Here is a 23,741-nt window from a genome sequence, read left to right as displayed (position 1 = left end):
GCCGTGTCACTCCAGCCGTCACGCGGGCGAACTCGTCCTGTGCCGAGCGGTGGCTGTCGACGGCACATGGCAGCGGGGGTTCACAACGCTCCTCGCGTAGGCCGACGCAGAAGAAGACCTCAACTGGGCCGTCTTGGTGGACTCCACCGTCGTTCGCGCTCACCAGCACGCGGCCGGGGCCCGCAATAGGGGCCTCGGCCGGAGAGCCGGACGACCACGCCATCGGTCGGTCACGCGGCGGACTGACCACGAAGTTCCCTCTCGCGTCCGATGCCCACCGCCGGCCTCTGGCCGTCCATCTCACCGCCGGACAGGCCGGCGACGCACCCGCGAACGACCGCCGGGACGATCGCTGACGCCGGTAAGACTGATCAGCGTGCGGTCGCTGAGGCGAGCAGCGCTACTTCAGGGCAGCGAGGCCCTTCTGCAGATCGTCGAGGTTCATGACCGGCTCGAACGTGACCTCCGCGCCCATCTCCTGGAAGAACGGATCCGCGATGGAGGGCAACTGAGAGCTGTCCTGCATGTCGAAAACGAGGATCATGGAGCGCCCGCCTTCAGGGGTGAAGTAGGCGGCCTCCGGCTTCAGGCGCTCGATGGTTGACTTCAGCGAGTCGGGCATCGCCCCACCCTTCGTCACCTTGTTCGACATCTGGGTGTCCATGCGGGCCTTCATCATCATCCGCATCGCACGCTCTCCTCGCGCACCGCGACCTGCGCGGTTCCGTCCGCGCTCGCTGGGATCCGGTGCATCCACCTCAGCCTCCGTTCACTGATCACCGACCGCAACATCTCTTACGCCCTACGTGATGTCATGGGAGGGGTGCTGCCACGTGCAGACATCTCCCAGTGGGCTCTGCCCAGCACGGTTCTGCCTGCATCAGGACAGTGGTGCCGACCGGCAATCAACTCAACACCGCTCGACACCACCCACCTCCTCCGCCGGTCGTGAAGTACGAGCTGAACTCCTTCCTCACCTTCGTCCGCAGCGAGACGCCGGACTCGACACGGACGAGGACCCCGACCAGGAGCCGGTGAGGACCACCGTCTGGCCCCCCGGCGGCCCGGCTCCCTGGGAGAGGGCCCGTGTCCACCTCGCGCCTTGGTGGATACGGGGCCCGCTCACCTCGTTCCAGCAGGTGAGAGACGCCTGGTGAGGCTCCCGGACACCCGATAGGGTGTAAGCAACGCGTCAAGGGATGACGCTGGTGTGCCGGGAAGTCTGGTCGGCGTCCGAGGGCTTGTGTGCCCATCAGCCGACACGCCCCGGAGGCCACCCCTCATGACGCAGACACGCCCGCGCCGGACGGTGCTCGGACTTCTGCCCTGGCCCGAGCGCCAGGCCGTCACCGAGGCACTGCGGACGGAAACGGTCGGTGGCCTGGTCCTCCTCACGGCGGCCGTCGTCGCCCTCGTCTGGGCCAACAGTCCGTGGAGCGCGGCGTACACCGACATCCGCGACTTCCACTTCGGCATCCCCGCCCTCGGGCTCGACCTCTCGGTCGGGCACTGGACCGCCGACGGACTCCTCGCCCTGTTCTTCCTCGTCGCCGGGATCGAGCTGAAACGCGAGCTCGTCGTCGGGGAGTTGCGCACCCCGGCCACGGCGGCCCTGCCGGTTGTCGCCGCCCTCTGCGGCATGGCCGTACCCGCCGCCCTCTACGCGATCACCGCCACGGCCGGCGGCGGAAGCCTCGACGGCTGGGCCGTCCCGATGGCCACGGACATCGCCTTCGCGCTCGCGGTCCTCGCCGTCATCAGCACCCATCTGCCCGCCGCGCTCCGGGCGTTCCTGCTCACGCTCGCCGTCGTCGACGACCTCGGCGCCATCCTGATCATCGCGATCTTCTTCACCTCCGACCTGAACTTCTGGGCGCTGGCCGGTGCGTTCGCCGGGCTCGTCCTCTTCTACGCGCTCCAGCGCTCCCGGGTGCGCGGCTGGTGGTGGTACGTGCCGTTGGGCATCACGACTTGGGCGCTGATGTACAACTCCGGGGTCCATGCCACCGTTGCCGGCGTCGCCATGGGTCTGATCCTGCGCGCCACCCGCGACAAGGGGGAGAGGGCGTCCCCGGGCGCCCGGGTCGCGCACCTCGTCCACCCTGTCTCCGCCGGTGTGGCCGTCCCCCTGTTCGCACTGTTCGCAGCCGGTGTCGCCGTCTCCGGCAGGGCCCTCGGCCACGTCTTCACCGACCCCGAGCCGCTCGGCGTCGTCATCGGCCTCGTCGCCGGCAAGATCCTCGGCATCTTCCTCGGCACCTACCTGGCCGCCCGCTTCACCAAGGCGGTACTCAACCCGGACCTCGCCTGGGGCGACGTCTTCGGCCTCGCCACGCTGGCCGGCATCGGATTCACCGTCGCCCTCCTCATCGGCGAGCTGGCCTTCCCGAACGCCGCCGATGCCGAGCACATCAAGGCCGCGGTCCTGGTCGGCTCCTTCACGGCGGCGGTACTCGCCGCCGTACTGCTGCGCCGCCGCAACCGCGTCTACCGGCGCCTGTGGGAAGAGGAAGAGCGCGACGAGGATGCCGACGGCATCCCCGACATCTACCAGACGGGGTCAGCGGGCGGCGGCCGGTGACCATGGGGGGACGTGCCGAGGCGTGGTGGACGCCCGCTCCACGAGCCGGGCCAGCGTCACCACCGTCACGGAGAAACCGGCCGGGCGCGCTGACCGAGGCGTGCAGCGACGACATCGACGAGTCCGAGTCGACCAACGACGCCGAGTCGGCCGTGCCGGCCGAGCCCCCGACCGATGGCCGACGCGCTGCGCGCCACGCCCAGCGCCTGACGCCGGTCACCCTCGTGGCCCTGCGGACGCAGTCCTGTGCCGGCTTGCTGCGGTCCGTCGATGGCCTGCCGATACGCCCGGTCCCGAAACCGGCTCCCAATGGGGATCTCGGAGAAAGTCAGCAACGCCGCACACACGCCAAGGCCGTCGGCTACCTGATGCACTTCCTCAACGGCGAGATCTTCGCGTTCATGTACTACGCAGCATTCCTCGCGATCGGCCGATCCGGCTGGTGACTGGGCCCCCTCTTCGGACTCGCGCACGGCCTCTTCGCTGCCACCGCGCTGCTCAGCGTCCTCCTGCCGCTCGTCCATCCCCGGATGGGCAGCCCGCTCACCAGCCCCCCGAAGTGGCACTCCTGGAACCACCCGGCTTCCTCATGCTCAACTACGGACCGAGCACCCCCGTGGTCACCGCCCTCGCCCACATCGTCTACGGAGCCGTCGTCGGCGGCTTCACCGCGCTCGGAGCCTGACACGATCCGGAGTGCCGTCACCGTATAGCGGGCATACGGTCGACATATGGGAGACGGCCGGTGTGATCGGTGCGGCGCTCGCATGCCGGAGCGTGCGCGGGCGGTCGGCCGGAGGTATCGCCGGGCAGCACACCATCAGACGCCCTGGCGTGCACGGCGCGAATGGCGGGAGGCCGACGCAGCGCGCCAGATGATGGTGGTAGCCGGTATGGACCTGATGCTGCACCTTCAGACCCTTCAGCGGCAGGCGCAGCACACACCTGGGCCCGCCCTCGTCCGTTGCGCCAGCCCCACTGTGGCATCCCTGCCGTGCCTGGCGGGGCAGCTGGTGCGCTCGGCGGTGATGGCTGACCGGGAGGCCGGTGCCAGCTCGGCGCAGATCGGTGCGGGCCTGGGCATCAGGGCGGAGACTGCCCGCAGCCGCTCCGGTCGCGCGCGGTCCTCGCCGACTGCTACCGAAGGGCGCTGAGCGAATGCAGCCCCCGTCCGCCTCCGCCGCAGGACTCACCCTGGAGCAGCTCGATGCTGCCGTGGCCGACGTGGTCCGTGCCACCGAGGCTTCCGTGGCCCTTGTGTATCTGCTTCCGCCAGGTGAGCGCATTCTGTACCTGGCGGTGGTGTCGGGAGCCCCCGAGCAGATCACCGCTCCATGGGCGCGGATCGACCTCGGCACACCGATCCCGGTCGCGGATGCCATACGAGAGGGGCGTCTCGTGTGGTTGAGCGGCCGGGAGGAGATCGCGCGGCGCTATCCGAGGCTCGGCCTCGTGCTTCCCTACGACTTCATCCTCGCCGCCGCTCCGATCACGAACGGCACCCCCGTGTCGGGCGGCCTCGTGTTGCTCTGGCCCATCTGGCGCCCGCCCGAACTGAGCCCCGCCGAACGCCATGCGATCGACGGTTTCTGCCGCACCGCCGGTGACCTGCTGCAGCGGATCGCCGACAGCGGGCAGCTGGCGCTGGCGGTGGAAAAGCCCCGGGTGCTGCCCCCACCCAGTTCCCCCGCCCCCGAACAGGACGATGCGCTGGCCGTGGTCAACTTCGCCGAGCGCCTGCCGGTGGGCTGCTGCGCCATGGACCTGGACGGCCGCATCACGTTCATCAATTCCGCCGCGACCGACCTCGTCGGGGCCGACGCCGCGGTCCTTCGGGGTGCCCGGCCCTGGGAGGTGCTGCCGTGGATGCGGGAGCCCGTCTTCGAAGAGCACTACCGGGCGGCGGTGGTCAGCCGCCAGCCGACGTCCTTCACCGCGCTTCGTCCACCGAATACGTGGCTCTCGTTCCAGCTCTACCCCGACGCCTCCGGAATCAGCGTCCACATCACCCCCGCCACAGCCCCCAAGACGCCGCACGTGTCACGTGGGCAACCCCCGCCCTCCGCCGAGCTGGCCGGCGCGACGTCTCTCTACCATCTGATGCACCTGGCCGCCGCCCTCACGGAAGCTGTCGGGGTGAACGAGGTCGTCGACCTCGTCGCGGACCAGATCGTGCCCGCCTTCGGCCCGAAGGCCCTGGCCCTGCTGACAGCGGAAGAAGGCCGACTCCGCATCATCGGCTACCGCGGATACACCGCCGAGCTCATGGACCGCTTCGACGCCCAGCCGCTGACCTCACCCACGCCGACGGCACGAGTCCTGAGCACCGGTGTGCCCAGCTTCTTCGCCGACTTCGCGGACCTGCAGCGCGAGTACCCCTCAGCCGTCCATCTGGACAACATGGCCTCCTGGGCCTTTCTGCCTCTGATCGCTTCCGACCGTGTCGTCGGCTCCCTCGTCCTCGCCTACGACCAGCCCCACCCCTTCACCCCGGCAGAACGCGCCGTGCTGACCTCACTGGCAGGGCTCATCTCGCAGGCACTGGACCGGGCCCGCCTCTACGACACCAAGCACGAGCTCGCCCACACCCTGCAATCAGTCCTGCTCCCGCACACGCTTCCCCGCATCCCGGGCCTGGACGTGGCCGCCCGCTACCTCCCCGCCGGCCGCGGCATGGACATCGGTGGAGACTTCTACGACCTCATCCGCCGCGACGACACCACCGTCGCCGTCGCAATCGGCGACGTACAGGGCCACAGCATCACCGCGGCCGCCCTCATGGGACAGGTCCGCACCGCCGTCCACGCCCACGCCACCGCCGGCACACCCCCCGGCAAGGTCCTCGCCCGCACCAACCGCCTCCTGGTCGACCTCGACCCGGGACTGTTCACCAGCTGCCTGATCGCCCACATCGACCTCGCGCGACACCGCGCGCAACTCGCCAGCGCCGGACACCCCCCGCCGATCCTGCGGCACCCCGATGGACGCACCGAAGTCCTCCACGTGACCCCTGGTCTGTTGATGGGCATCGACGCCGAAGCCGGCTATCCGACCACCGAGATTCCCCTGCCTCCCGGCACGGTGCTCGTCCTGTACACCGACGGTCTCGTCGAAATCCCCGGCCTCGACATCGACGACACCACAGCCGACCTCGCCCGCCAGCTCGTACAGGCGGGAGGCCGGACGATGGACGATGTCGCGGACACGCTCGTCGAATACGCCACGGCATCGGCGCCCCGCCATGACGACATCGCACTCCTCCTCATCCAGGCATCTCCCGGGCAATGAGGCCCGCGCAGTGGCTCCCTCCCTCCCGCCCTGGCTGCTGACGCCGGGCGCGGTGGAACGGTCTCGATGTTCAGGTCATCAGCATGGTCGTGCCCAGCGCGAGCGAACTGAGGCTTTTGGCCCATCTCGCAGGCCACGTACAGCAGTTGTGCTCGCGAGCGGGGAACTTCCTCCCCGGACAGCACACGGTCGGACCAGCCGTCGGACGGGCCGGACACCGACGAGCGGGATCACCTTCAGCAGCGCGGCGGTGAGGGCCGTCGGGACCGCCACGGCCGCTGGCGCGTCGCCGAGCCTCTGTGGTCGCAGGGCAAAATATGGGTGTCGACCCCGATGCACGGGGCTGGTGCGACGGGTGATGGTGAGGTGGAGGAGCACTCTTGATGCCTCTCGCGGCGCTGCATCGTAGCGGCGCGCAAGGCCGGGGCAGCCTGTGTGTTCGTGGCCACGGCACGAACGGAGTCCGCGCCGATGACCCCTTTGTGTCCCTTCACATACGGAGGGCATCCCGTTTCGGTCCACCCTGACTTCGACGTGGTGCCGCCGTGAGTGTGACGACGTGGTTGGCCTTGGCGGTCTTCGCTGCCGTCTATGTGCTGATCGCGACCGAGTGGGTCCACCGGGTGGCTGCGGCGCTCGGGGGCGCGGTGGTCATGCTGCTGCTCGGGGCGACCAGCCCCGAGCATGCGTTCTTCTCCAAGCGGGCAGGGATCGACTGGGATGTCATCTTCTTGCTGCTCGGCATGATGCTGATCGTCGCCGTCCTCAAACGGACCGGCATCTTTGAGTACGTAGCGATCTGGGCTGCGAAGCGAGCCCGCGGGCGACCGTATCGGCTGATGGTCCTGCTGATCCTCGCGACCGCGTTCCTGTCTGCCTGGCTGGACAACGTCACCACTGTCCTGCTGATCGCGCCCGTGACGATCGTGGTGTGCCGACGGCTCGGCCTGCCCGCTGTGCCGTACCTGATCGCCGAGGTGATGGCATGCAACATCGGCGGCGCAGCCACGCTGATCGGTGACCCGCCCAATATCATGATCGGCTCGCGAGCCGGGCTGTCCTTCAACGACTTCCTGCTGCACATGGCACCGATCGCCGCGCTGCTGGTCATCGTGTTCGCCGCGATGGCCCGGTGGATGTTCCGTTCCGCCTTTGTGTACGACGCCGAGCGGGCGGCGCAGGTGATGGAGATGCGTGAGCGGGACGCGATCAAGGACGGGCGGCTGCTTGCCGTCAGCGGCGTGGTCGTCGTGATCGTGATGGTCTGTTTCGTCCTGCACACCAGTCTGCACCTTGAGCCCTCGGTGGTGGCCATAAGCGGGGGCCTGGTGCTTCTGGCTGTATCCCGGCTCAACGCCAGAGAAGTCGCGCGCGATGTGGAGTGGGAGACGCTGGCGTTCTTCGCCGGGCTTTTCGTCATGGTCGGCGCCATGGTGCAGACAGGGATCATCACCGACCTCGGGCAGGCCGCTGCCCGGGCGACCGAGGGGCAGCTGTTCGGGGCGTCGATGGCGCTGCTGTTCGGCTCGGTGGTGCCCTCGGCCGTGATCGACAACATTCCCTTCGTCGCCTCGGTCAGCCCGGTCGTCTCCGAGATCGTCACCGCATCCGGCGGCCTCGAGCACGCCGTGGTGCTGTGGTGGTCCTTCGCACTGGGGGCCGACCTGGCCGGCAACGCCACGATCATCGCTTCCTCCGCCAACGTCGTCGTTGTCGGCATCGCCGACCGCGCGGGCCATCACATCTCGTTCTGGCAGTTCAGCCGGTACGGGCTGATCGTCACCGCCGTCACCACTGCTGTCGCCGGCCTGTACGTGTGGCTGCGCTACTTCGCGCTCGCCTGAGCCGACGACCATGAAGGAGGTGAAGCCATGTCGGATCCGGACGACGACAGGATCGCCGACCTCGAAGCCAGGCTTCGGCGCGACGATCCGCGTTCCGCCCGCGGGCTGGGCGAGCGCCGTCGGCGGCGGCCCCGTGAGTACCGGCTGGGCGGCGCTTGGCTCGCATCGGCTGTCGCGCTTGCGGCTGTGGTCGCCGGTGTTGTCCTGCCCCAGGGACTGCTGCTCGCGGCCGGGCTGGTCATGACCGCGATGGCGGTGAACCTCTTCCAGTCCGCCCGGGGGCGCCGTATCCGGCCGCCCAGGTCATGACCCGGTACGGGCCCGTACGCCGGGAGCGACAGTGACGCTGCAGCAGCTGTACCTGGTCCTGCTGGTCGGGGGCAGCGTCCTCATGGTCAGCATCGCCGCCGCCCGTGCTGCCCACCGGATCGGGCTGCCGAGCCTGCTGTTCTTCCTCGCGGTCGGAGTCCTTGCCGGTGAGGACGTCATCGGCATCGAGTTCGACGACGCGCAGCTCGCGCAGTCTCTGGGCACCGCCGGCCTGGCGATCATTCTCGTCGAAGGAGGGTTGACCACCCAGTGGGCCGATGTGCGACGCCTGTTGGCTCCGGCCGGAGTCCTGGCCACCGTCGGCGTCGCCCTCTCGGTCACCGTCACGGGCGCCGGAGCGCACTTCCTCCTGGGCATGGACTGGCACTTGGCGCTCCTGCTCGGCGCGATCGTCTCCTCCACCGACGCCGCCGCCGTCTTCGCCGTCCTGCGCGCTCTGCCGCTGCCTCAGAAGGTCACCGGGCTGCTGGAGGCGGAATCCGGGTTCAACGACGCCCCGACCATCATCCTGGTGCTGGTGTTCTCCACCGCGGCCGCCGACCTGCCCGAGCCGGCGTACATCGCCGGGAACGTGATCTACCAGCTGGTTGTCGGCGGTGTGCTGGGTCTGCTGATCGGCCGGATCGGGGTCGCCGCCCTGCGGCATGTCGCTCTGCCTGCCACCGGCCTCTACCCGCTGGCCACTGTCGGCTTCGGCATCATCGCCTTCGCCGCGGGCGGCGCCGCGAACGCCAGCGGCATCATCGCCGCCTACCTGGCCGGCCTGGTCCTGGGCAACTCCAGCCTTCCGCACCGGGCCGCGACCCGCTCGTTCGCCGAGGGCACCGGCTGGCTCGCCCAGATCGGCCTGTTCGTCATGCTGGGCCTGCTCGTCGACCCCAGCGAACTGCCCTCCGCCGTCCTGCCCGCCCTCGCCGTGGGTCTCGTCCTCCTGCTCGTCGCCCGGCCGGTATCGGTCGTCGCCTCCATGGTTTTCTTCCGCGTCCCGTTGCGGGAGCAGGTGTTCATCTCCTGGGCGGGTCTGCGCGGCGCTGTCCCCATCGTGCTCGCGACCTTCCCCATCGTCGCGGCCGTCGACGGCGCCCGGCACCTGCTCAACATCGTCTTCGTCCTCGTCGTGGTCTTCACCCTGATCCAGGGCCCCACCCTGCCTGCGGTGGCCCGCAGACTGGGGCTGACCCGCCCAGGTGCGCTGCGCGAGATCCAGGTCGAAGCCGCGCCCCTGGACATCCTGGACGCCGACCTCCTCACCGTCGCCATCCCGCCCGGATCACGACTCCACGGCGTCACCGTCGCCGAGCTCCGACTACCGACACCGACCGTGATCACCCTCATCGTCCGCGACGGCATCACACTCGTTCCCAGTCCGGAGACTGTCCTGCACAGGGGTGATGAGCTGCTCCTGGTCACCACACCTGGCGTCAGGGAAGCGGCAGAACAGCGGCTGCGTGCCATCGGACGGCGCGGCAAACTCGCCCGCTGGCTCGGCGAACACGGACGCCTCGAACCACCGCCCCCGAGCGGCGGGCGCTGAGCGGTCAGCGCCTGCGGCGGCGGACAGCGATACGGCCGGTGTGCGTGCAGGTGAGCGCCGCCCAGGCGTCCTCGCTCACGCGTGGCCGGCCCGGTCCTGGTCCGGTACGGCCTCCCGTGCCTCCGCCGAGGCGGGCATCGCGGCCGGGTGCGGCCCGTCAGGGCCGCGGCGCTTGCTGATCCAGGCGGCCAAGGGTTCGGTGTAGCGGGCGGTCAGGGGCCCGATCACGACCAGGATGAGGACGTACGCGGTGGCCAGCGGTCCCAGCGCCGGTTCGATGCCGGCGGTGACGGCGAGACCGGCGATGACGATGGAGAACTCGCCGCGGGCGACCAGGGTTCCGCCGGCGCGCCAGCGGCCCTTGACGCCGACGCCGGCGCGCTTCGCGGCCCAGTAGCCGGTGGCGATCTTCGTGAGGGCGGTGACGACAGCCAGCGCGAGTGCGGGCAGCAGGACCGGCGGAATGCTGGCCGGGTCGGTGTGCAGGCCGAAGAACACGAAGAACACCGCGGCGAACAGGTCCCGCAGGGGGCTCAGCAGCGTGTGGGTGCCCTCGGCGACCTCGCCGGACAGGGCGATTCCGACCAGGAAGGCGCCGACGGCGGCGGAGACTTGGAGCTGCTGCGCGATGCCTGCCACCAGCAAGGTCAGGCCGAGGACCACGAGAAGGAGCTTCTCGGGGTCGTCGCTGGAGACGAAGCGGGAGATCAATCGTCCGTAGCGTACGGCGACGAACAGGACGGCCCCGGCGACGCCGAGGGCGATGGCCAGGGTGGCGCTGCCGGCCGCCAGACTCACGCCGGCCAGCAGGGCGGTGATGATGGGCAGGTAGACAGCCATGGCAAGGTCCTCGAGGACCAGGACGCTGAGGATCACCGGCGTCTCGCGGTTGCCCAGGCGGCCCAGGTCGCCCATCACCTTGGCGATGACGCCGGAGGAGGAGATCCAGGTGACTCCGGCGAGCACGACCGCGGCGACCGGCCCCCAGCCCATCAGCAGCGCGGCGACGGCGCCGGGCACGGCGTTCAGGGTGAAGTCGACCAGACCCGCGGGGTACTGGGTCTTGAGGTTGGAGACCAGGTCGCTGGCGGTGTACTCCAGGCCGAGCATCAGCAGGAGGAGGATGACGCCGATCTCGGCGCCGATCGCGACGAACTCCTCACTGGCGGGCAGGGGAAGTACCCCGCCCTCACCGAAGGCGAGGCCGGCCAGCAGGTACAGGGGTATGGGCGAGAACTTGAGCCTGCCCGCCACCCGGCCGAGCAGGCCAAGGCCGAGGATGATCGCGCCGAACTCGATCAGGAACACTGCGGAGTGCACAGGGCTTCACTCCCGTCCCAGTATTGCGGCCGCAGCGTCGACGCCCTCGCGGGTGCCGATCACGATCAGCCTGTCCCCGCCGGCAAGCCGGAACTCGGGCGTGGGAGAGGGGATCGCCTCCGCCCGCCGCAGCACGGCCACGATCGACGCGCCGGTCTCGGTCCGCATCCGCGTCTCGCCCAGCACCCGGCCGTTCCAGTACGAGTGCGCGGACAGCTCGATGCGCTCGGCAACCAACCCCAGGCTGGTGGTGGACAGCAGGTTCGGGCTGTGGTGCGCCGGCATCAGCGCGTCGATCAGCGCAGCCGTCTCGCCGCTGGTCAGGTGCAAGGATTGCGCGCAGGCGTCGGGATCGTCGGCCCGGTAGACGTTGACGGTGCGGGTTCCGTCCCGGTGGGCGATCACCGACAGATGCCGGTGCTCGCGCGTGGTGAGGTCGTACTGCACGCCGATCCCCGGCAGTGGTGTGGTGCTCATCCGTGGAGCAGGCACAGCCCGTCCCCCTCTGTTCGATCTTTGCGATGGTGGTGCCAAGCGCGGCGGGATCGGGCAGGTGATCCGGCGCGGCGAGAGTTCATGTTGCCAGGTGCGAACAGGGCCGGGATATGGGTGTCGCCACGGATGGACAAGGGGTGCCACAACCAGCCAGGCTGAGACGGGGCAATAGGTCCACCGCAGGTCAGCGCCCAGATGACGTCGGGACGCAACGCGGCGACAGTGAAGGTGGGAGCCCACCGAGAAAGGCACGGGACCATGTCGCTGTACTGGCGGATCTTCCTCCTCAACGCCGCCGTCCTCGTCACGGCCGTCCTCCTGCTCCTCGGCCCCGTCACCGTCTCCACCCCCGTGCTGCTCGGCGAGGCCCTGGTCCTGATCGCCGGACTGGTGGCGATGCTGATCGCCAACGCCGCCCTGCTGCGGATCGGACTCGCACCGCTCCAGCGCCTGACCCGCGCCATGGCCACGGCAGACCTCCTCCAGCCCGGCCACCGCACCACGGTCACCGGCACCGGCGAGATCGCCGAACTGACGAAATCGTTCAACGCCATGCTCGGCCGTCTCGAAGCCGAACGAGCCGCGAGCTCCGGCAGGGTCCTGTCCGCGCAGGAAGCCGAACGCCGGCGCATCGCCCAGGAACTCCACGACGAGGTCGGCCAGACCCTCACCGCCGTACTCCTCCAGATCAAACACGCGGCCGACCACGCCCCTGCCCCCGTACGCGAGGACCTCCACCAGGCCCAGGAAACGACCCGTGCGAGCTTGGACGAGATCCGCCGCATCGCCCGCCGCCTGCGCCCCGGCGTGCTGGAGGAACTCGGCCTTCACAGCGCCCTGCGCGCCCTGGCCGCCGAGTTCACCACCTCTCGCCTGAGTGTGAACACACACATCACCCCCGGCCTGCCGCTGCTGGAACCAGCAACAGAACTTGTCTTCTACCGCATCGCCCAAGAGGCGCTGACCAACACCGCCCGCCACTCCGGCGCACGCGCGGCCGAACTACACCTGCGCGCGCTGCCCGGCGGCGGAGTGGGCCTGCTGGTCCACGACACCGGCCAGGGACTCCGATCGGCGCCCGAAGGAGCAGGCATCCGCGGCATGCGCGAACGCGCGCTGCTCATCGGCGCGGAGCTCCATATCGGCGCCGGCCCCAGCGGCGGCACCCAAGTCCGTCTGAACGTCACAGGCGCCAGCGCTGAACACCACCCCGGGGAGAACACCCGATGACCGAACCGGCCCGCATCCTGCTCGCCGACGACCACGCCCTGGTCCGCCGCGGCGTACGCCTCATCCTCGACGCCGAACCGGACCTCATCGTCGTCGCCGAGGCAGCCGACGGAGCCGAAGCCGTCGCCCAAACCCGCGACCAGGACATCGACCTGGCCATCCTCGACATCGCCATGCCCCGTCAGACCGGCCTCCAAGCCGCCCGCGAACTCGCCCGCATCCGCCCCGACCTACGCACCCTGATGCTGACGATGTACGACAACGAGCAGTACTTCTTCGAAGCGCTCAGAGCCGGCGCCTCCGGATACGTCCTGAAGTCCGTCGCCGACCGCGACCTCGTCGAAGCCTGCCGCGCCGCCCTACGTGACGAACCCTTCATCTACCCCGGCGCCGAGACCACTCTCATCCGCACCTACCTCGATCGAGCCCGCAGTGGCGCCCCCCTGCCCGCCCGCCCCATCACCGAACGCGAGGAGGAGATCCTCAAACTCGTCGCCGAGGGCCACACCTCCAAAGAGATCGGCGACCTCCTCGTCATCAGCGCCAAGACCGTCGAGCGCCACCGTGCCAACCTGCTCCAGAAGCTCGGCCTGCGTGACCGCCTGGAACTCACCCGCTACGCCATCCGCGTCGGCCTCATCGAACCGTAAGCGACCACCGCTGCCCCAGCAGGCTGAAAGCTGTCAGATGGAACGCTGCCCGAAGCGGCCATGAGCCTTCGCCCATGCAGTGTCTCGTCGTATTGCGTCACCTGTCGCGGAGTCGGAACCGTTCTTGCTGCTGAAGTCCGCGGCTTGCGATGTCCTGTTGCCTGGCCTGACACTCTTCCGCCGAGCCGAAAGCCGCTGCACGTCATTCGCTGTGTCGAGGAGGAAGCTGCCCTCGGAGCGGGCGGAAGCAGTCTCCGGCTTGGAGTCACCGCTGGGTGGGGCGGTGGGATGGTGCCGTTCTGAGGAGTTCGGCGAGGCCCTGGCGGGTTGCTGCGATGACGACGCGGTCCTGGGAGCGAAGGACGTAGCCGGGGTGGAGGTCCCACAGCAGTTGGGGGTGTTCGCCACCGGAGTCGGGGTTGGCGAGGTCGGGGCGGCGGGCGCCCGGCTGAACCTCCAGGTCAGCCAGGCGGCGCCAACCCCCGTGGCCACGCCCGCACCAGTGGCGGCCCCCACCCCCAGGCCGGTGGCGCCGAGTGCGATCGTTGCCGGTGAAGCCCAGCATCGACAGGAACCCGGCGATCACCGGCAACGACAGAAACCCGTCGAGCCCCCCGCCGATACCGTCGAGGACCCCCTCCAGCACCCCGTCCAAGACCAGGGACAGGACCAGCAGCACCAGACCCCCGATGCCGAGACCGAGAACCGGACCATGTCCCCGCTCCTTCGGCTGCTGGACCGCTTCCGCCGTCTTCGGCATCGTCGCATCGCCTCGTACAGAACTTCACTGCCGGTCTCCGGCAAGCCCTACGCGCTCTTGATGCCGCTCTCGTGCGCGCCTCCCGCCGGCCGACTGCAGCCGATGTACGAAGTCGCTGGCCGGAGTCAGGTCCGTCTGGTCGGCCAGTCGAGCAGCCGTGCACCGATGACCGCGGTGTGGAGCGTGTAGCGGTGCATGGGGTCGTTCGGGTTGAGGTCGGTGAGGGTCTGGATGCGTTCCAGACGGTAGGTGAGGGCTCGTACGCTCAACGACAGCCGTCGCGCGGCTTCGGTGGCGACGCAGCCGGCGTCGAAATAGGCGATGAGGGTGCGGATGAGGGGGTGCGGGCCGCCGCGTGCCTGCTCCAGGGGGCCCAGCGTACTGTCCACCAGGTCCACCAACGCCTGCCGGTCGCGGGCCAGGACGGGGAAGACCAACAGGTCTGCGGCGCGCAGAAGTGGCTCCTCGATGCCCATGCGGCGGGCGACGTCGAGTGCGTTGAGGGCCTCTTCGTAGCTGTGGCCGATGCCGCCCGCCCCCGGGCGGGGCCGCCCGATCGCGACTTGGCCGCCGTCGGTCGCCGCGTGCGCTCGCTTGGCGAAGTGGACGAGTACGTCGTCCTGGTCGGCCGGAGTGATGCACACCATGCGGCCGTCCTTGGTGGTGAACAGGATGCGGCGGCTTTCGAACCGGGCGAACAGGCCGGCCTCCACCTCCCTGGGCACGGGGTCCGTTTCGTTGTACTTCGCGGGCCCTTCGGCGACCGCGACCGCATGCGTGCGGGACAGACGCAAACCGAAGCGCTCCGAGCGAGCGGAGAGATACCCCGAATCTCCGCGGCCATGGAGGAGGTCGTCGATGAACTCGCGCCGTGCTGCCTCCTCTCTCCGTACGACGAGCCGCTGCGCGTGCTCGTACCCTTCGGCGAAGGCGTCGATGGCCTGCTCGACGGCGATCAGCACACTGTCCAGGTCGGTGGACGCGGGTCGGCCGACGCGGCTGGCCGCGAGATGGCTGCGGACCAGGGCGCGCCAGCCATGCCCGGCTTCGGCTGCCTGTGCGCCCAGCGCACGGCGTGATTCCAGCTCGGCGCGCGTAAGGCGGCGGCCGGTCGTCGACGCCTCGGCGATGATCTGGCCGTATCCGTCCAAGAACTTCGTCGACGTTGTCTCATGCACCGGTCGGCTTCTCCCTGATTCTTGATGAAGTGACGATTCGCTTCGTGGTCGTGTGCTTGCGAGTCGGCTGCGCCGGAGTGCTTCCGATGCGGTATGCCGCGCCCGCCCGCCCGGCTTGATCAACTGCCCGTGCGCGCCGGGTCGATACGCTCCGCCGCGGGCATGGAGACCTGCGCCAGGGGCGTGGGGCGGTGGCGGGTGAGACGGCGGGCGAGGGGTTCGGTCCAGCGGGCGGCGAGCGGGCCGAGGATGACGAGGATCAGGACGTAGGCGGTGGCGAGTGGGCCGATGCGGGGCTCGACGCCGACGGCGAGGCCGGCGATGACGATGGAGAACTCTCCGCGGGCGACGAGGGTGCCTCCGGCGCGCCAGCGGCCCGCGGTCTTGATGCCGGCGCGGCGTGCCGCGTACCAGCCGGTGGCGATCTTGGTCAGGGCGGTGACGACGGCGAGGATCAGGGCGGGGACGAGGACGGGCGGGATGTCGGCGGGGTCGGTGGACAGGCCGAAGAAGACGAAGAAGACGGCGGCGAACAGGTCGCGGAGCGGGGTGAGCAGGGTGCTGGCGCCTTCGGCGACCTCGCCGGACAGGGCGATGCCGACGAGGAAGGCGCCGACGGCGGCGGAGACTTGGAGTTCCTGGGCGATTCCGGCGACGAGGAGCGTGAGGCCGAGGACGACGAGAAGGAGCATCTCGGCGTTGTCGGAAGAGACGGCGCGGCTGATCACCCGTCCGTGGCGGAGGGCGAGGTAGAGGACGGCGCCGACGGTGGCGAGCGAGATCAGCAGGGTGAGGGCGCCGCCCGCGAGGCTCACGCCTGCGAGCAGAGCGGTGAGGATGGGCAGGTAGAGGGCCATGGCCAGGTCTTCGATGACCAGGACGCCGAGGACGACCGGGGTTTCGCGGTTGCCAAGGCGGCCGAAGTCGCCGAGGACCTTGGCGATGACGCCGGAGGAGGAGATCCAGGTGACGCCGGCCAGGGCGACGGCCGCGACGGGTCCCCAGCCCAGGAGGAGTGCGGCGGCCGCGCCCGGCGCGGCGTTGAGGACGAAGTCGACTGCGCCGGAGGGGTATTGGGTCTTCAGGTTGGCGACGAGCTCGGAGGCGCTGTACTCCAGGCCGAGCAGCAACAGGAGGAGGATGACACCGATCTCGGCGCCGGTGGCGGTGAACTCCTCGCTCGCGGTGAGCGGGAGTACGCCGCCGTGGCCGAAGGCGAGTCCGGCGAGCAGGTAGAGGGGTATGGGGGAGAAGCCCACGCGTCCCGCGAGTCGTCCGAGGAGTCCCAGGCCGAGGATGATCGCTCCGAGCTCGATGAGCATGACTGTGGTGTTGTGCACGGGCCTCTATCCTCCGGTGATGAGTGCGGCGACGGCGTCCACGCGTTCGCGGGTGCCGACGACGACGGTGTCGCCCGTCGCGAAGCGGAAGTCGGGTGCGGGCGAGGGGAACGCCGCGGCGTGGCGCAGGACGGCGACGATGGATGCCCCGGTGCGCGTGCGCGCCTGGGTGGAGCCGAGCGAGCGCCCGGCGTACGGCGACCCCTTGGTGACGGCGATGTGCTCGGTGACCAGGTCGATCTCGATGTGCCGGTGCAGGTGGACGACGGGGTCGGGGGTGAGCAGCTGCGCCAGTGCGGTCGCCTCGTGCGGGGTGAGGGGAGCGAAGTCCCGGCAGGTGTCGTCGTCATCAGGGACATGGAACGCGAGGATGCGTCGGCCGTCCTGACGGGCCTCGACGGAGAGGTGGCGGCCGACTTCGGTGGTGAGGTCGCAGCGGTTGCCGCCCCCGGGCAGGGCGGTCTTGCTGACATGAGCGGTGAGCTCCATGGCGTGCTCCAGTACGGAAGCGTGATGGATGTGCTGGTGACGGTTCGACGGTCCGTGCCGGACTCGCTGGGTGTGGGGCCCGGTGTGTCGGCCCGAGGGGAGTTGCCGGCGTGCTCTCAGCGGTGCACGGCGAAACCCGGTGACCTTCGTGCGGACCTCAAGGCGCACGGAGCGTCAGGTACGGGGTCCTGGAGATGTGCGCACTCGTAATGCGGATGCGTCAGAGGTGCTGGCCGCCGGAGCCGCTGCGGTCGGTATCAGGAACGCTGCCGCGAGGCGCGTTGTCGATACGGACTGTCCGGAGGGCACGGGACGAGGAGTAGCCGTATCCAGGGTGGGCGTGGGGCAGGCCCAAGGCGTTGAAACGTCGCCGCACGTCATTCCCCCCGTTCGACCGACACTCATGACCGCCAACGACAGTCCGCAAAGATGAGCGCCCATGCGCTCAACAGAGCGTAATGGCTCGGTAAAGGATTCTAGCGTAGGAGATAAGGGGCGATCTCTGTAAAGTGGATAACAGGGTGTAAATTCCCTTGGAGCTTGGAGCTTGGAGCTTGGAGCTTGGAGCTTGGGGCTCGATGGCCGGATCGACCCGTGCGAACTGTCGTCATCAGCAGGCCGCTTGCTCGTCAGGATGGACGCCGTCCTGGAGCAGGGCCGTGACACTCAGGGCGAGGGCCTTGCCGTGGTTGGCAGGAGTACCCCAGGGGGTGAGTCCCGCACCCGGGTATTCCCGTGGCCGCTGCTCGCCGTCCCAGCGTCAGCAGGAGCAGGATGACGCCGATCTCGGCGCCGATCGCGACGAACTCCTCGCTGTGCCCAGCGGGAGCGGCCCGCCCTTGCCGAAGGCGAGGCCGGCCAGGAGGTAGAGGGGGATCGGGGAGCACTGGCAACGGCCGACGAAACGCCCCAGCAGCCCCAGGCCGAGGATGATCACGCCTGACTCGATCAGGAAAGACAGCCGTGGAGTGCATCCGGTCACCCCCGGTCCAGGATGGCGGCGGCGGCCTCGACGCCCTCGCGGGTGCCGATGACGATCAACGTGTCCCCACCCGACAGACGGAAGTCCGGGGCGGGCGACGGTATCGCGCCCGAGCGGCGCAGAACGGCGACGATCGAGGCGCCCGTCTCCGTGCGCATCCTGGTCTCACCCAGCACTCGCCCGTTCCAGTGTGACGCCGAGGAGAGCTCTATTCGCTCCGCCACCAGTCCGAGGTCGGTCGTGGACAGCAGGTTGGGGCTGTGATGGGACGGCATCAGCGCGTCGATCAGCGCCTCTGTCTCGCGGCCCGTCAGTTTCACCGAGAGCGCGCACTCGTCGGGATCATCCCCACTGTGGGCGTTAAGCGTCCGGGCGCCGTCGCGATGGGCGATCACCGACAGCCGGCGGTGTTCGCGCGTGGTGAGGTCGTAGCGGACCCCGATGCCCGGCAAGGGAGTACGACTCAGGCGCGGAGCGGGCATGGCGAACCCCCAGGTCCGTGGCGTCTCGGCAGAGGACGGATGCGCCACCGCGCACCCTCGGCCACCTTATCGCCGCGCGAATCACGCGAAGTTGGACGAGATACGGGCATATCGAGCGCTCGTCCTCGCCCAGGCCGGGATGCTCATGCCGCGCGGTTCAGGTGATCAGGCGGTGGTGGTGCACCATGGCGAGGGCCCCGACGGCGGGGACCAGGAGCGGAGGAGGCTCGCTTGCTGGAATGGAAACCGATCAGCGGCGGACCCCGCCCCGTCCCCGGCCCCGCCGCTACGCCTTCCGTCTGGGCCGTGACCTCGGCCGCAGCCCTGACCCTGGTCACCGCCTTCAACTTCCTCGACCACCACGGCGACCCCACCCTCGACCTCATCGCACTGTCGGTGATCGCCGCGCTCGTGAGCACAGGAGCCCGCCTCACCGCCGCACCCGGCACCGCCCTGCTCTGCTGGATCATCCTCAACGGCTTCGCCATCCCGCCCATGGGCCGGCTCACCTGGACGGCCCCGCACGACGCCGGACGCCTCGCCTGCCTGCTCGCCGCCGCCGTCATCGGGACGGCCATCGCCCGATTCGCCCACGCCCGCGCCGCATACCGGAGACTCACACACTGACCGCAGAGACCCGCACAATGCCTTGTCCGTGACGTGGCCCGATGCCGTCAGGTTCCGTAGACGCCGCCGAGTGGTAACCCGCGTTGCTCCGACGTCGGCGACGCCTGGACGCCCGCCGCGGCCGCGCCGGCCCCCGCCACGTTCGACTGCGCGCGGGCGTGCGGAGCAGCCCGTGAGGAGCGCCCGGCCGCCGGTTCGGAGAGACGATGGAACGGTACCGGGTGAGAGGAGATCGGAACCTGTGGTCCGGCCGGTACGGACTGCTGCGGTACGGATGAGCGGAAAGGGTGCCGGAGTGAGTACGTCCGATGCGTTCCGGGCCGAGGTCGGCGGGGCGGATGAGAGCCCGGCAGCCTCCGGCGGGCTGCTGGACGTGCTGAGTCTGGCCGCTGTGGTGCTGGACGACGGCGGGCGGATCGCGCTGTGGAGCCCGCAGGCCGAGGAGCTGTTCGGATACTCCGCCGACGAGGCGCTGGGGCGGTTCGCAGGCCGGCTGCTGGTCGACGAGCAGCACCTCGATCTGGTCATCGAGCTGTTCGCCCATGTCATGGAGAGCGGGCAGCGGTGGGCGGGCGGCTTCCCGGTCAGGCACAAGGATGGCAGCACGCGGCTGGTGGAGTTCCGCAATATGCGGCTGCAGGACGACCGGGGAGGCCGCTACGCGCTGGGAATCGCCACCGACCAGGCAACGTTGCGTCGCGTGGAGCGAGACTTGGCCCTGTCCCTGCGGCTGATCTCCCAGTCGCCGATCGGGCTGGGCGTCATGGACACCGAGCTGCGGTTCGTGCTGGTCAACCCGGCGCTGGAAGACATGAACGGCCGCCCCGCCCAAGACCGTGCCGGGCCCACGGTGGGGGAGACTCCGCCGTTTCTGAGGGGGGACGCCATCGAGTCGGAGATGCGCGAAGTCCTGGCCACGGGAGTCCCGGTGCTGGACCGGTTCACAGTCGGGCACATCCCGGACGATCCCGGCCAGGAGCATGCCTGGTCGGTTTCGTTCTACCGACTGGAGGACCCTGCCGGGCGAGTGCTGGGCCTGGCCACTTCGGTGGTGGACGTCACCGCGCAGCACCGGGCGGCAGCCGACGCGGCCCGGGCGCGGCACCGCCTGGCACTGGTCGCAGACGCCTCGGTGCGGATCGGCACCACCCTCGACCTGGGGCAGACGGCACGCGAGCTGGCCGGGGTGTGCGTGCCTGAGGTGGCCGACCTGGCCACGGTGGATGTCCTCGACAGCGTCCTGCAGGGCCTGCGCACCACCGGGGCGCCGACCGGCCCGGCGCGCTTCCGGGCGCTGGCGGTGGTATCGGCGTACCCCACCGAGGCCGCGCAGGCCGCGGACCCTGTCGGTGACCTCGTCGAATACGCCGCAGACCGTCTGGTCACCCACTGCGTCAACACCGGCCGCCCCGTCGTGCGGGCGAGGATGACCGGTCAGGACATGCGCCGTCTCGCCCGGGACGACGACTCGGCCGCGGTTCTCGCCGCGGCCGGGATCCACTCGTACCTCGTGCTACCGCTGGTCGCCCGCGGCGAGGTGATCGGCGCCGTCGGCCTGATGCGCGCCCGTAACCCGGCGCCGTTCGACGAGGACGATGTCACTCTGGCCGGCGAGCTCGCTGCACGCGCGGCCGTGTGCATCGACAACGCCCGCTGGTTCCAGAGCCAGCGCCATGCCGCCCTTGCCCTCCAGCGCAACCTGCTGCCGAACCGGCCCGCGCACCGGCCCGGGCTCGGCATCGCCCACCGCTACGAGCCGGCCGGCGCCACCAGCGAGATCGGCGGCGACTGGTTCGACGTCATCCCCCTCCCGGCCGACAAGACCGCCCTGATCATCGGCGACGTCATGGGCAGCGGCATCGACGCCGCCGCGACCATGGGGCAGCTGCGCACCGCCACCCGCACCCTGGCCCAGCTCGACCTTGATCCCGCGCAGGTCCTGCACCATCTCGACCAGGCGACCGCCGGCATGGACCACACGTTCACCACCTGCGTCTACGCCGTCTACGATCCGCACGACCAGCGGTGCCGCATCTCGGTGGCCGGACACCTGCCACCGGTCCTCATGCGACCGGGCCGCCCCCCGGAACTGCTCGACCTGCCCACCGGAGCCCCGCTCGGGGTGGGCGGCGTCCCCTTCGACACCACACTCCTCGACCTGAGCCCCGGGGACCAGCTGGTTTTTTATACCGATGGATTGGTGGAGACCCGCGACCAGCCCCTGGACGACCGCATCGGCCTCCTCCTGACCCTGCTCGCCGGCCCCCACCGCGACCTGGAGGACACCTGCGACCTCCTGCTGCGCGAGCTCCGGCACCCCGGCGACCACGACGATGTCGCCCTGCTCATCGCCCGGACGCAGGCTCGGTACGGGGAGTGACCGGGATTCCGTCTGTGAGCTGGACGAGTCCATTGCGGGTGGCGGCGATGACGACGTGGGTGCTCGAGAGTGCTGGTCTCGACGACTGCGAGGTCATCCGGTACGTGGGACGGGAGAAGGCGACGTGAACTGGCTGCTGGTTGCCCTCGGGGCCGCGGTCGGCGCCCCGCTGCGATTCCTGACCGACCGCGCGGTGCAGAAACGGTATGGCAGTGGGCAGCTTGAAGGGGCGGGGAGACCGGCTGCCGAGCTGTTGGCCGCCCTCGCCCATCCGCTTCTCGGTAGTGACGTTCCGTGACACCAGGTGGGGTGTCCGGTGGGTGTCGTCTCAGGGGCCGTAGGGGCTCCAGTGCCCGAGAAAGGGCCTGAGGTCGTCGGCTCGTGGTTCGCGGGTGCCGTCGCCGCGGGGTGCGAGGGGGTGGGCGGCGGGGTTCCAGTGGTTGAAGTCGCCTACGACGCTGACCGGCCCGTCCGGGGTGTTCTCGGGGAGGACGAAGGTGACCTGGGTTCGGCCCTTGAGCTGCTTGCGTTCGAGCGTGGGAAGTCTCCAGCCGCGACGTGACGGGGAACGGTCCGTGCATCCTCGCCCCGGCGCACGTGCGGGGTGCGAGGACAGGGCCGTGGCCTGGTCCGACGTCACTCGGGCGGCCGACCGGCATGCGTGGCCTGGCGGGTCGGCGCAGCGCAGTGGACGCCGCCGGTCACCACCGTGGCCCGCGCGCGTCCCAGGGGCGCGGCGGTGTAGCGTCCCCCGGACGTGCAGCCTGCACAGCCCAAGCGCAGCTCCCGGACGGCGTCGCGATCCTCACCTCTGCCCTGCGGGACACGCTTTGGCCCCGTCGGGCTGCTGAGGGCGGCTCGGCCCGGTGCTGGCGGCGATCCCGCCGGCCGAGGGTGCCCCGTCGTGACACCGTCCTGCCTTGGTGTGGGGCCGACGCCAGTCTCGCAGCGACGAACAGGGCCGCCGACGAGGCGTGTCACCCCTGGGAAGTCCTCCCGAGCGAGCAGGTCCGCCCGGCCGAGGACGACGAGCCGCTGGATTCGAGCTGGTGCCCCACTCCGGGGTGTCAGCCGACCACTGGGGGACGGGTGTTGGGGTGCCGCCTTCGGGGCCGTCCGTGTCAGGCGACCAGTTCGTAGATGCTCCGGGCCGTCAGCCACAGGCCGATGAGCAGGGAGAGTGTGACGATCAGCTGCTCCTGGTGCTGCTCCAGCCAGCTCCGCAGGGCGTTCAAGCGGGCGTTCGCGACTGCGGGCGCCCAGACCGCGTACACCTCCATGACGATGAGGCTGAGCGTGGCCAGCAGACAATAGCCGGTCAGTGCGAGCCAGTCGGCGAGGGTGGAGAGGTTCGCGTCGACGGCGGTCGCGGCGCCGGCACCGACGAGTGCCCAGGGCTGCAGCAGCCATGCCAGGCCGGCTGCCGTGGCCGGGGAGGCGTCGTCGATCCGGGCGGTCCAGCGTGGCGGGCCGTGCGGGCGGGGCGGCCGGCGGTGCCGGTGTGCGCCGTACAGCACCAGTGCCAGGCCGATGGCGAGTTTCGCAGCGATCGCGGCGGTCGAGGGCGCGCTGTGACGGTCCGGGGGCTGACCGCCGGTCAGTAGCACCACACAGGCGATCACCGCAATCAGGTTGGCCAGCCACGACAGCAGGAACGCCAGGCCCTGTCGAACGCCGCGCCGTGAGGAGAGCAGCAGGATGAAGGCGCTGTTGTGCAAAGGCCCGAGGGTGATGACCGTACCGATTACTACCAGGTCGAGGACCATCGGGTGAGCCGCTCCGGGGTGTCAGGTTCGTCTGCTGCCACCTGGGGACGGGGCGGGCCGGTCGGCAGAGTCGGGCGGCGCTGCTGTGCCGCATCCCGACTCTGCAGGCGGCGGCCCGGCCGGTCAAGCAGCCACGCCCGCATCCTCGCATGCGTGAATCCGGACCTCGGACCGCCGCGTGGACCGCGTGCTCGTCCAGTACGTATGTGTAGTTGACACTGGCAGCGCTCTGCACCTACCCAGCTGGATGAGATCGGGATCAAGGATCAGGACGCCGCTCAGCGGCTGCCCGGCACCGGGGACGGTGCTGCCGGTGAGCTTGGTCCGCCTGGCTGCGACAGCCTCCGGGGCGGCGGGTCCGTTGATCTTGTCAACGTCTGCGATCCGCTCGTCGAGGTTGTCACGCTCGATCTGCCGTTGCGCGGCCTTCCTCCAGGTACGCCGACACTCCTCGCTCGCCGACCA

The 23,741-nt window shown here is 70.0% G+C and carries 19 protein-coding genes and 4 pseudogenes; 12 read left to right on the top strand and 11 right to left on the bottom strand.

The window, feature by feature from the left end:
* Positions 1–221: 221 nt before the first annotated feature.
* A pseudogene (locus ACGFYP_RS01530) lies at positions 222–329 on the top strand (IS5/IS1182 family transposase); the annotation flags it as partial.
* Positions 330–400: 71 nt separating this feature from the next.
* On the opposite strand, the gene ACGFYP_RS01525 reads toward ACGFYP_RS01530, so the two are convergent.
* Positions 401–688 carry a DUF3303 family protein gene (locus ACGFYP_RS01525; RefSeq protein WP_189601981.1) on the bottom strand — a complete coding sequence of 96 codons (288 nt, stop codon included), beginning with the start codon at positions 686–688 and terminating at the stop codon, positions 401–403.
* A 594-nt stretch (positions 689–1,282) separates the two neighbouring features.
* On the opposite strand from ACGFYP_RS01525, the gene nhaA reads away from it, so the two are divergent.
* Positions 1,283–2,581, top strand: coding sequence for a Na+/H+ antiporter NhaA (gene nhaA / locus ACGFYP_RS01520; RefSeq protein ID WP_393485256.1), 1,299 nt, complete (start codon positions 1,283–1,285; stop codon positions 2,579–2,581).
* Positions 2,582–2,646: 65 nt separating this feature from the next.
* Here nhaA and ACGFYP_RS01515 read toward each other — a convergent pair whose 3' ends face one another.
* Complete coding sequence (locus ACGFYP_RS01515; RefSeq protein ID WP_393485255.1) at positions 2,647–3,105, bottom strand: hypothetical protein; 459 nt, start codon at positions 3,103–3,105, stop codon at positions 2,647–2,649.
* A 35-nt stretch (positions 3,106–3,140) separates the two neighbouring features.
* Here ACGFYP_RS01515 and ACGFYP_RS01510 point away from each other — a divergent pair, with 35 nt between their 5' ends.
* The 5 genes from ACGFYP_RS01510 to ACGFYP_RS01490 all read left to right on the top strand — a co-directional run bounded on the left by ACGFYP_RS01510 (position 3,141) and on the right by ACGFYP_RS01490 (position 9,577).
* Positions 3,141–3,266, top strand: coding sequence for a hypothetical protein (locus ACGFYP_RS01510; protein WP_393485254.1), 126 nt, complete (start codon positions 3,141–3,143; stop codon positions 3,264–3,266).
* 473 nt (positions 3,267–3,739) lie between these two features.
* Complete coding sequence (locus ACGFYP_RS01505; RefSeq protein WP_393485253.1) at positions 3,740–5,869, top strand: SpoIIE family protein phosphatase; 2,130 nt, start codon at positions 3,740–3,742, stop codon at positions 5,867–5,869.
* A 545-nt stretch (positions 5,870–6,414) separates the two neighbouring features.
* On the top strand, positions 6,415–7,713 hold the full coding sequence (locus tag ACGFYP_RS01500) for an SLC13 family permease (RefSeq protein WP_393485252.1): 1,299 nt from the start codon (positions 6,415–6,417) through the stop codon (positions 7,711–7,713).
* Positions 7,714–7,740: 27 nt separating this feature from the next.
* Positions 7,741–8,022, top strand: a complete 282-nt coding sequence (locus ACGFYP_RS01495; protein WP_393485251.1) for a DUF3040 domain-containing protein — start codon at positions 7,741–7,743, stop codon at positions 8,020–8,022.
* 31 nt (positions 8,023–8,053) lie between these two features.
* Positions 8,054–9,577 (top strand): potassium/proton antiporter, encoded by a 1,524-nt coding sequence (locus tag ACGFYP_RS01490; protein WP_393485250.1) that lies wholly within the window; start codon positions 8,054–8,056, stop codon positions 9,575–9,577.
* A 75-nt stretch (positions 9,578–9,652) separates the two neighbouring features.
* Here the strand turns inward: ACGFYP_RS01490 and ACGFYP_RS01485 are convergent, their stop codons facing one another.
* Positions 9,653–10,897: a cation:proton antiporter gene (locus ACGFYP_RS01485; RefSeq protein ID WP_393485249.1), complete on the bottom strand. Its 1,245-nt coding sequence runs from the start codon at positions 10,895–10,897 to the stop codon at positions 9,653–9,655.
* Positions 10,898–10,903: 6 nt separating this feature from the next.
* Positions 10,904–11,374, bottom strand: coding sequence for a cation:proton antiporter regulatory subunit (locus ACGFYP_RS01480; RefSeq protein WP_393485248.1), 471 nt, complete (start codon positions 11,372–11,374; stop codon positions 10,904–10,906).
* A gap of 276 nt (positions 11,375–11,650) precedes the next feature.
* Here ACGFYP_RS01480 and ACGFYP_RS01475 point away from each other — a divergent pair, with 276 nt between their 5' ends.
* Complete coding sequence (locus ACGFYP_RS01475; RefSeq protein WP_393485247.1) at positions 11,651–12,622, top strand: histidine kinase; 972 nt, start codon at positions 11,651–11,653, stop codon at positions 12,620–12,622.
* Positions 12,619–13,272 carry a response regulator gene (locus ACGFYP_RS01470; protein WP_393485246.1) on the top strand — a complete coding sequence of 218 codons (654 nt, stop codon included), beginning with the start codon at positions 12,619–12,621 and terminating at the stop codon, positions 13,270–13,272. Before ACGFYP_RS01475 ends, ACGFYP_RS01470 begins: the two co-directional genes overlap by 4 nt.
* Before the next feature lie 441 nt (positions 13,273–13,713).
* On the opposite strand, the pseudogene ACGFYP_RS01465 reads toward ACGFYP_RS01470, so the two are convergent.
* The 6 genes and pseudogenes from ACGFYP_RS01465 to ACGFYP_RS01440 all read right to left on the bottom strand — a co-directional run.
* Positions 13,714–14,032 (bottom strand): annotated as a pseudogene (locus ACGFYP_RS01465) (hypothetical protein); the annotation flags it as partial.
* 125 nt (positions 14,033–14,157) lie between these two features.
* Complete coding sequence (locus tag ACGFYP_RS01460; RefSeq protein WP_393485245.1) at positions 14,158–15,183, bottom strand: PucR family transcriptional regulator; 1,026 nt, start codon at positions 15,181–15,183, stop codon at positions 14,158–14,160.
* Positions 15,184–15,329: 146 nt separating this feature from the next.
* Positions 15,330–16,550 carry a cation:proton antiporter gene (locus ACGFYP_RS01455; protein ID WP_393485244.1) on the bottom strand — a complete coding sequence of 407 codons (1,221 nt, stop codon included), beginning with the start codon at positions 16,548–16,550 and terminating at the stop codon, positions 15,330–15,332.
* A gap of 6 nt (positions 16,551–16,556) precedes the next feature.
* Positions 16,557–17,039 (bottom strand): cation:proton antiporter regulatory subunit, encoded by a 483-nt coding sequence (locus ACGFYP_RS01450; protein ID WP_393485243.1) that lies wholly within the window; start codon positions 17,037–17,039, stop codon positions 16,557–16,559.
* Between the two features lie 728 nt (positions 17,040–17,767).
* Positions 17,768–18,013, bottom strand: a pseudogene (locus tag ACGFYP_RS01445) (cation:proton antiporter); the annotation flags it as partial.
* A 4-nt stretch (positions 18,014–18,017) separates the two neighbouring features.
* Entirely contained in the window at positions 18,018–18,503 is a 486-nt protein-coding gene (locus ACGFYP_RS01440; protein WP_393485242.1) for a cation:proton antiporter regulatory subunit, read from the bottom strand.
* Between the two features lie 306 nt (positions 18,504–18,809).
* Here ACGFYP_RS01440 and ACGFYP_RS01435 point away from each other — a divergent pair, with 306 nt between their 5' ends.
* The 3 genes and pseudogenes from ACGFYP_RS01435 to ACGFYP_RS01425 all read left to right on the top strand — a co-directional run.
* Positions 18,810–19,130, top strand: coding sequence for a hypothetical protein (locus ACGFYP_RS01435; protein WP_393485241.1), 321 nt, complete (start codon positions 18,810–18,812; stop codon positions 19,128–19,130).
* Between the two features lie 295 nt (positions 19,131–19,425).
* Complete coding sequence (locus ACGFYP_RS01430) at positions 19,426–21,510, top strand: SpoIIE family protein phosphatase (protein ID WP_393485240.1); 2,085 nt, start codon at positions 19,426–19,428, stop codon at positions 21,508–21,510.
* A 124-nt stretch (positions 21,511–21,634) separates the two neighbouring features.
* Positions 21,635–21,727, top strand: a pseudogene (locus ACGFYP_RS01425) (CrcB protein); the annotation flags it as partial.
* 904 nt (positions 21,728–22,631) lie between these two features.
* Here the strand turns inward: ACGFYP_RS01425 and ACGFYP_RS01420 are convergent.
* Positions 22,632–23,276, bottom strand: coding sequence for a GAP family protein (locus ACGFYP_RS01420; protein ID WP_393485239.1), 645 nt, complete (start codon positions 23,274–23,276; stop codon positions 22,632–22,634).
* Positions 23,277–23,741: the final 465 nt, after the last annotated feature.

This window comes from Streptomyces sp. NPDC048370 (assembly GCF_043200825.1).
Lineage (GTDB): Bacteria > Actinomycetota > Actinomycetes > Streptomycetales > Streptomycetaceae > Streptomyces.
This window is presented reverse-complemented; position numbering and strand designations above follow the sequence as displayed.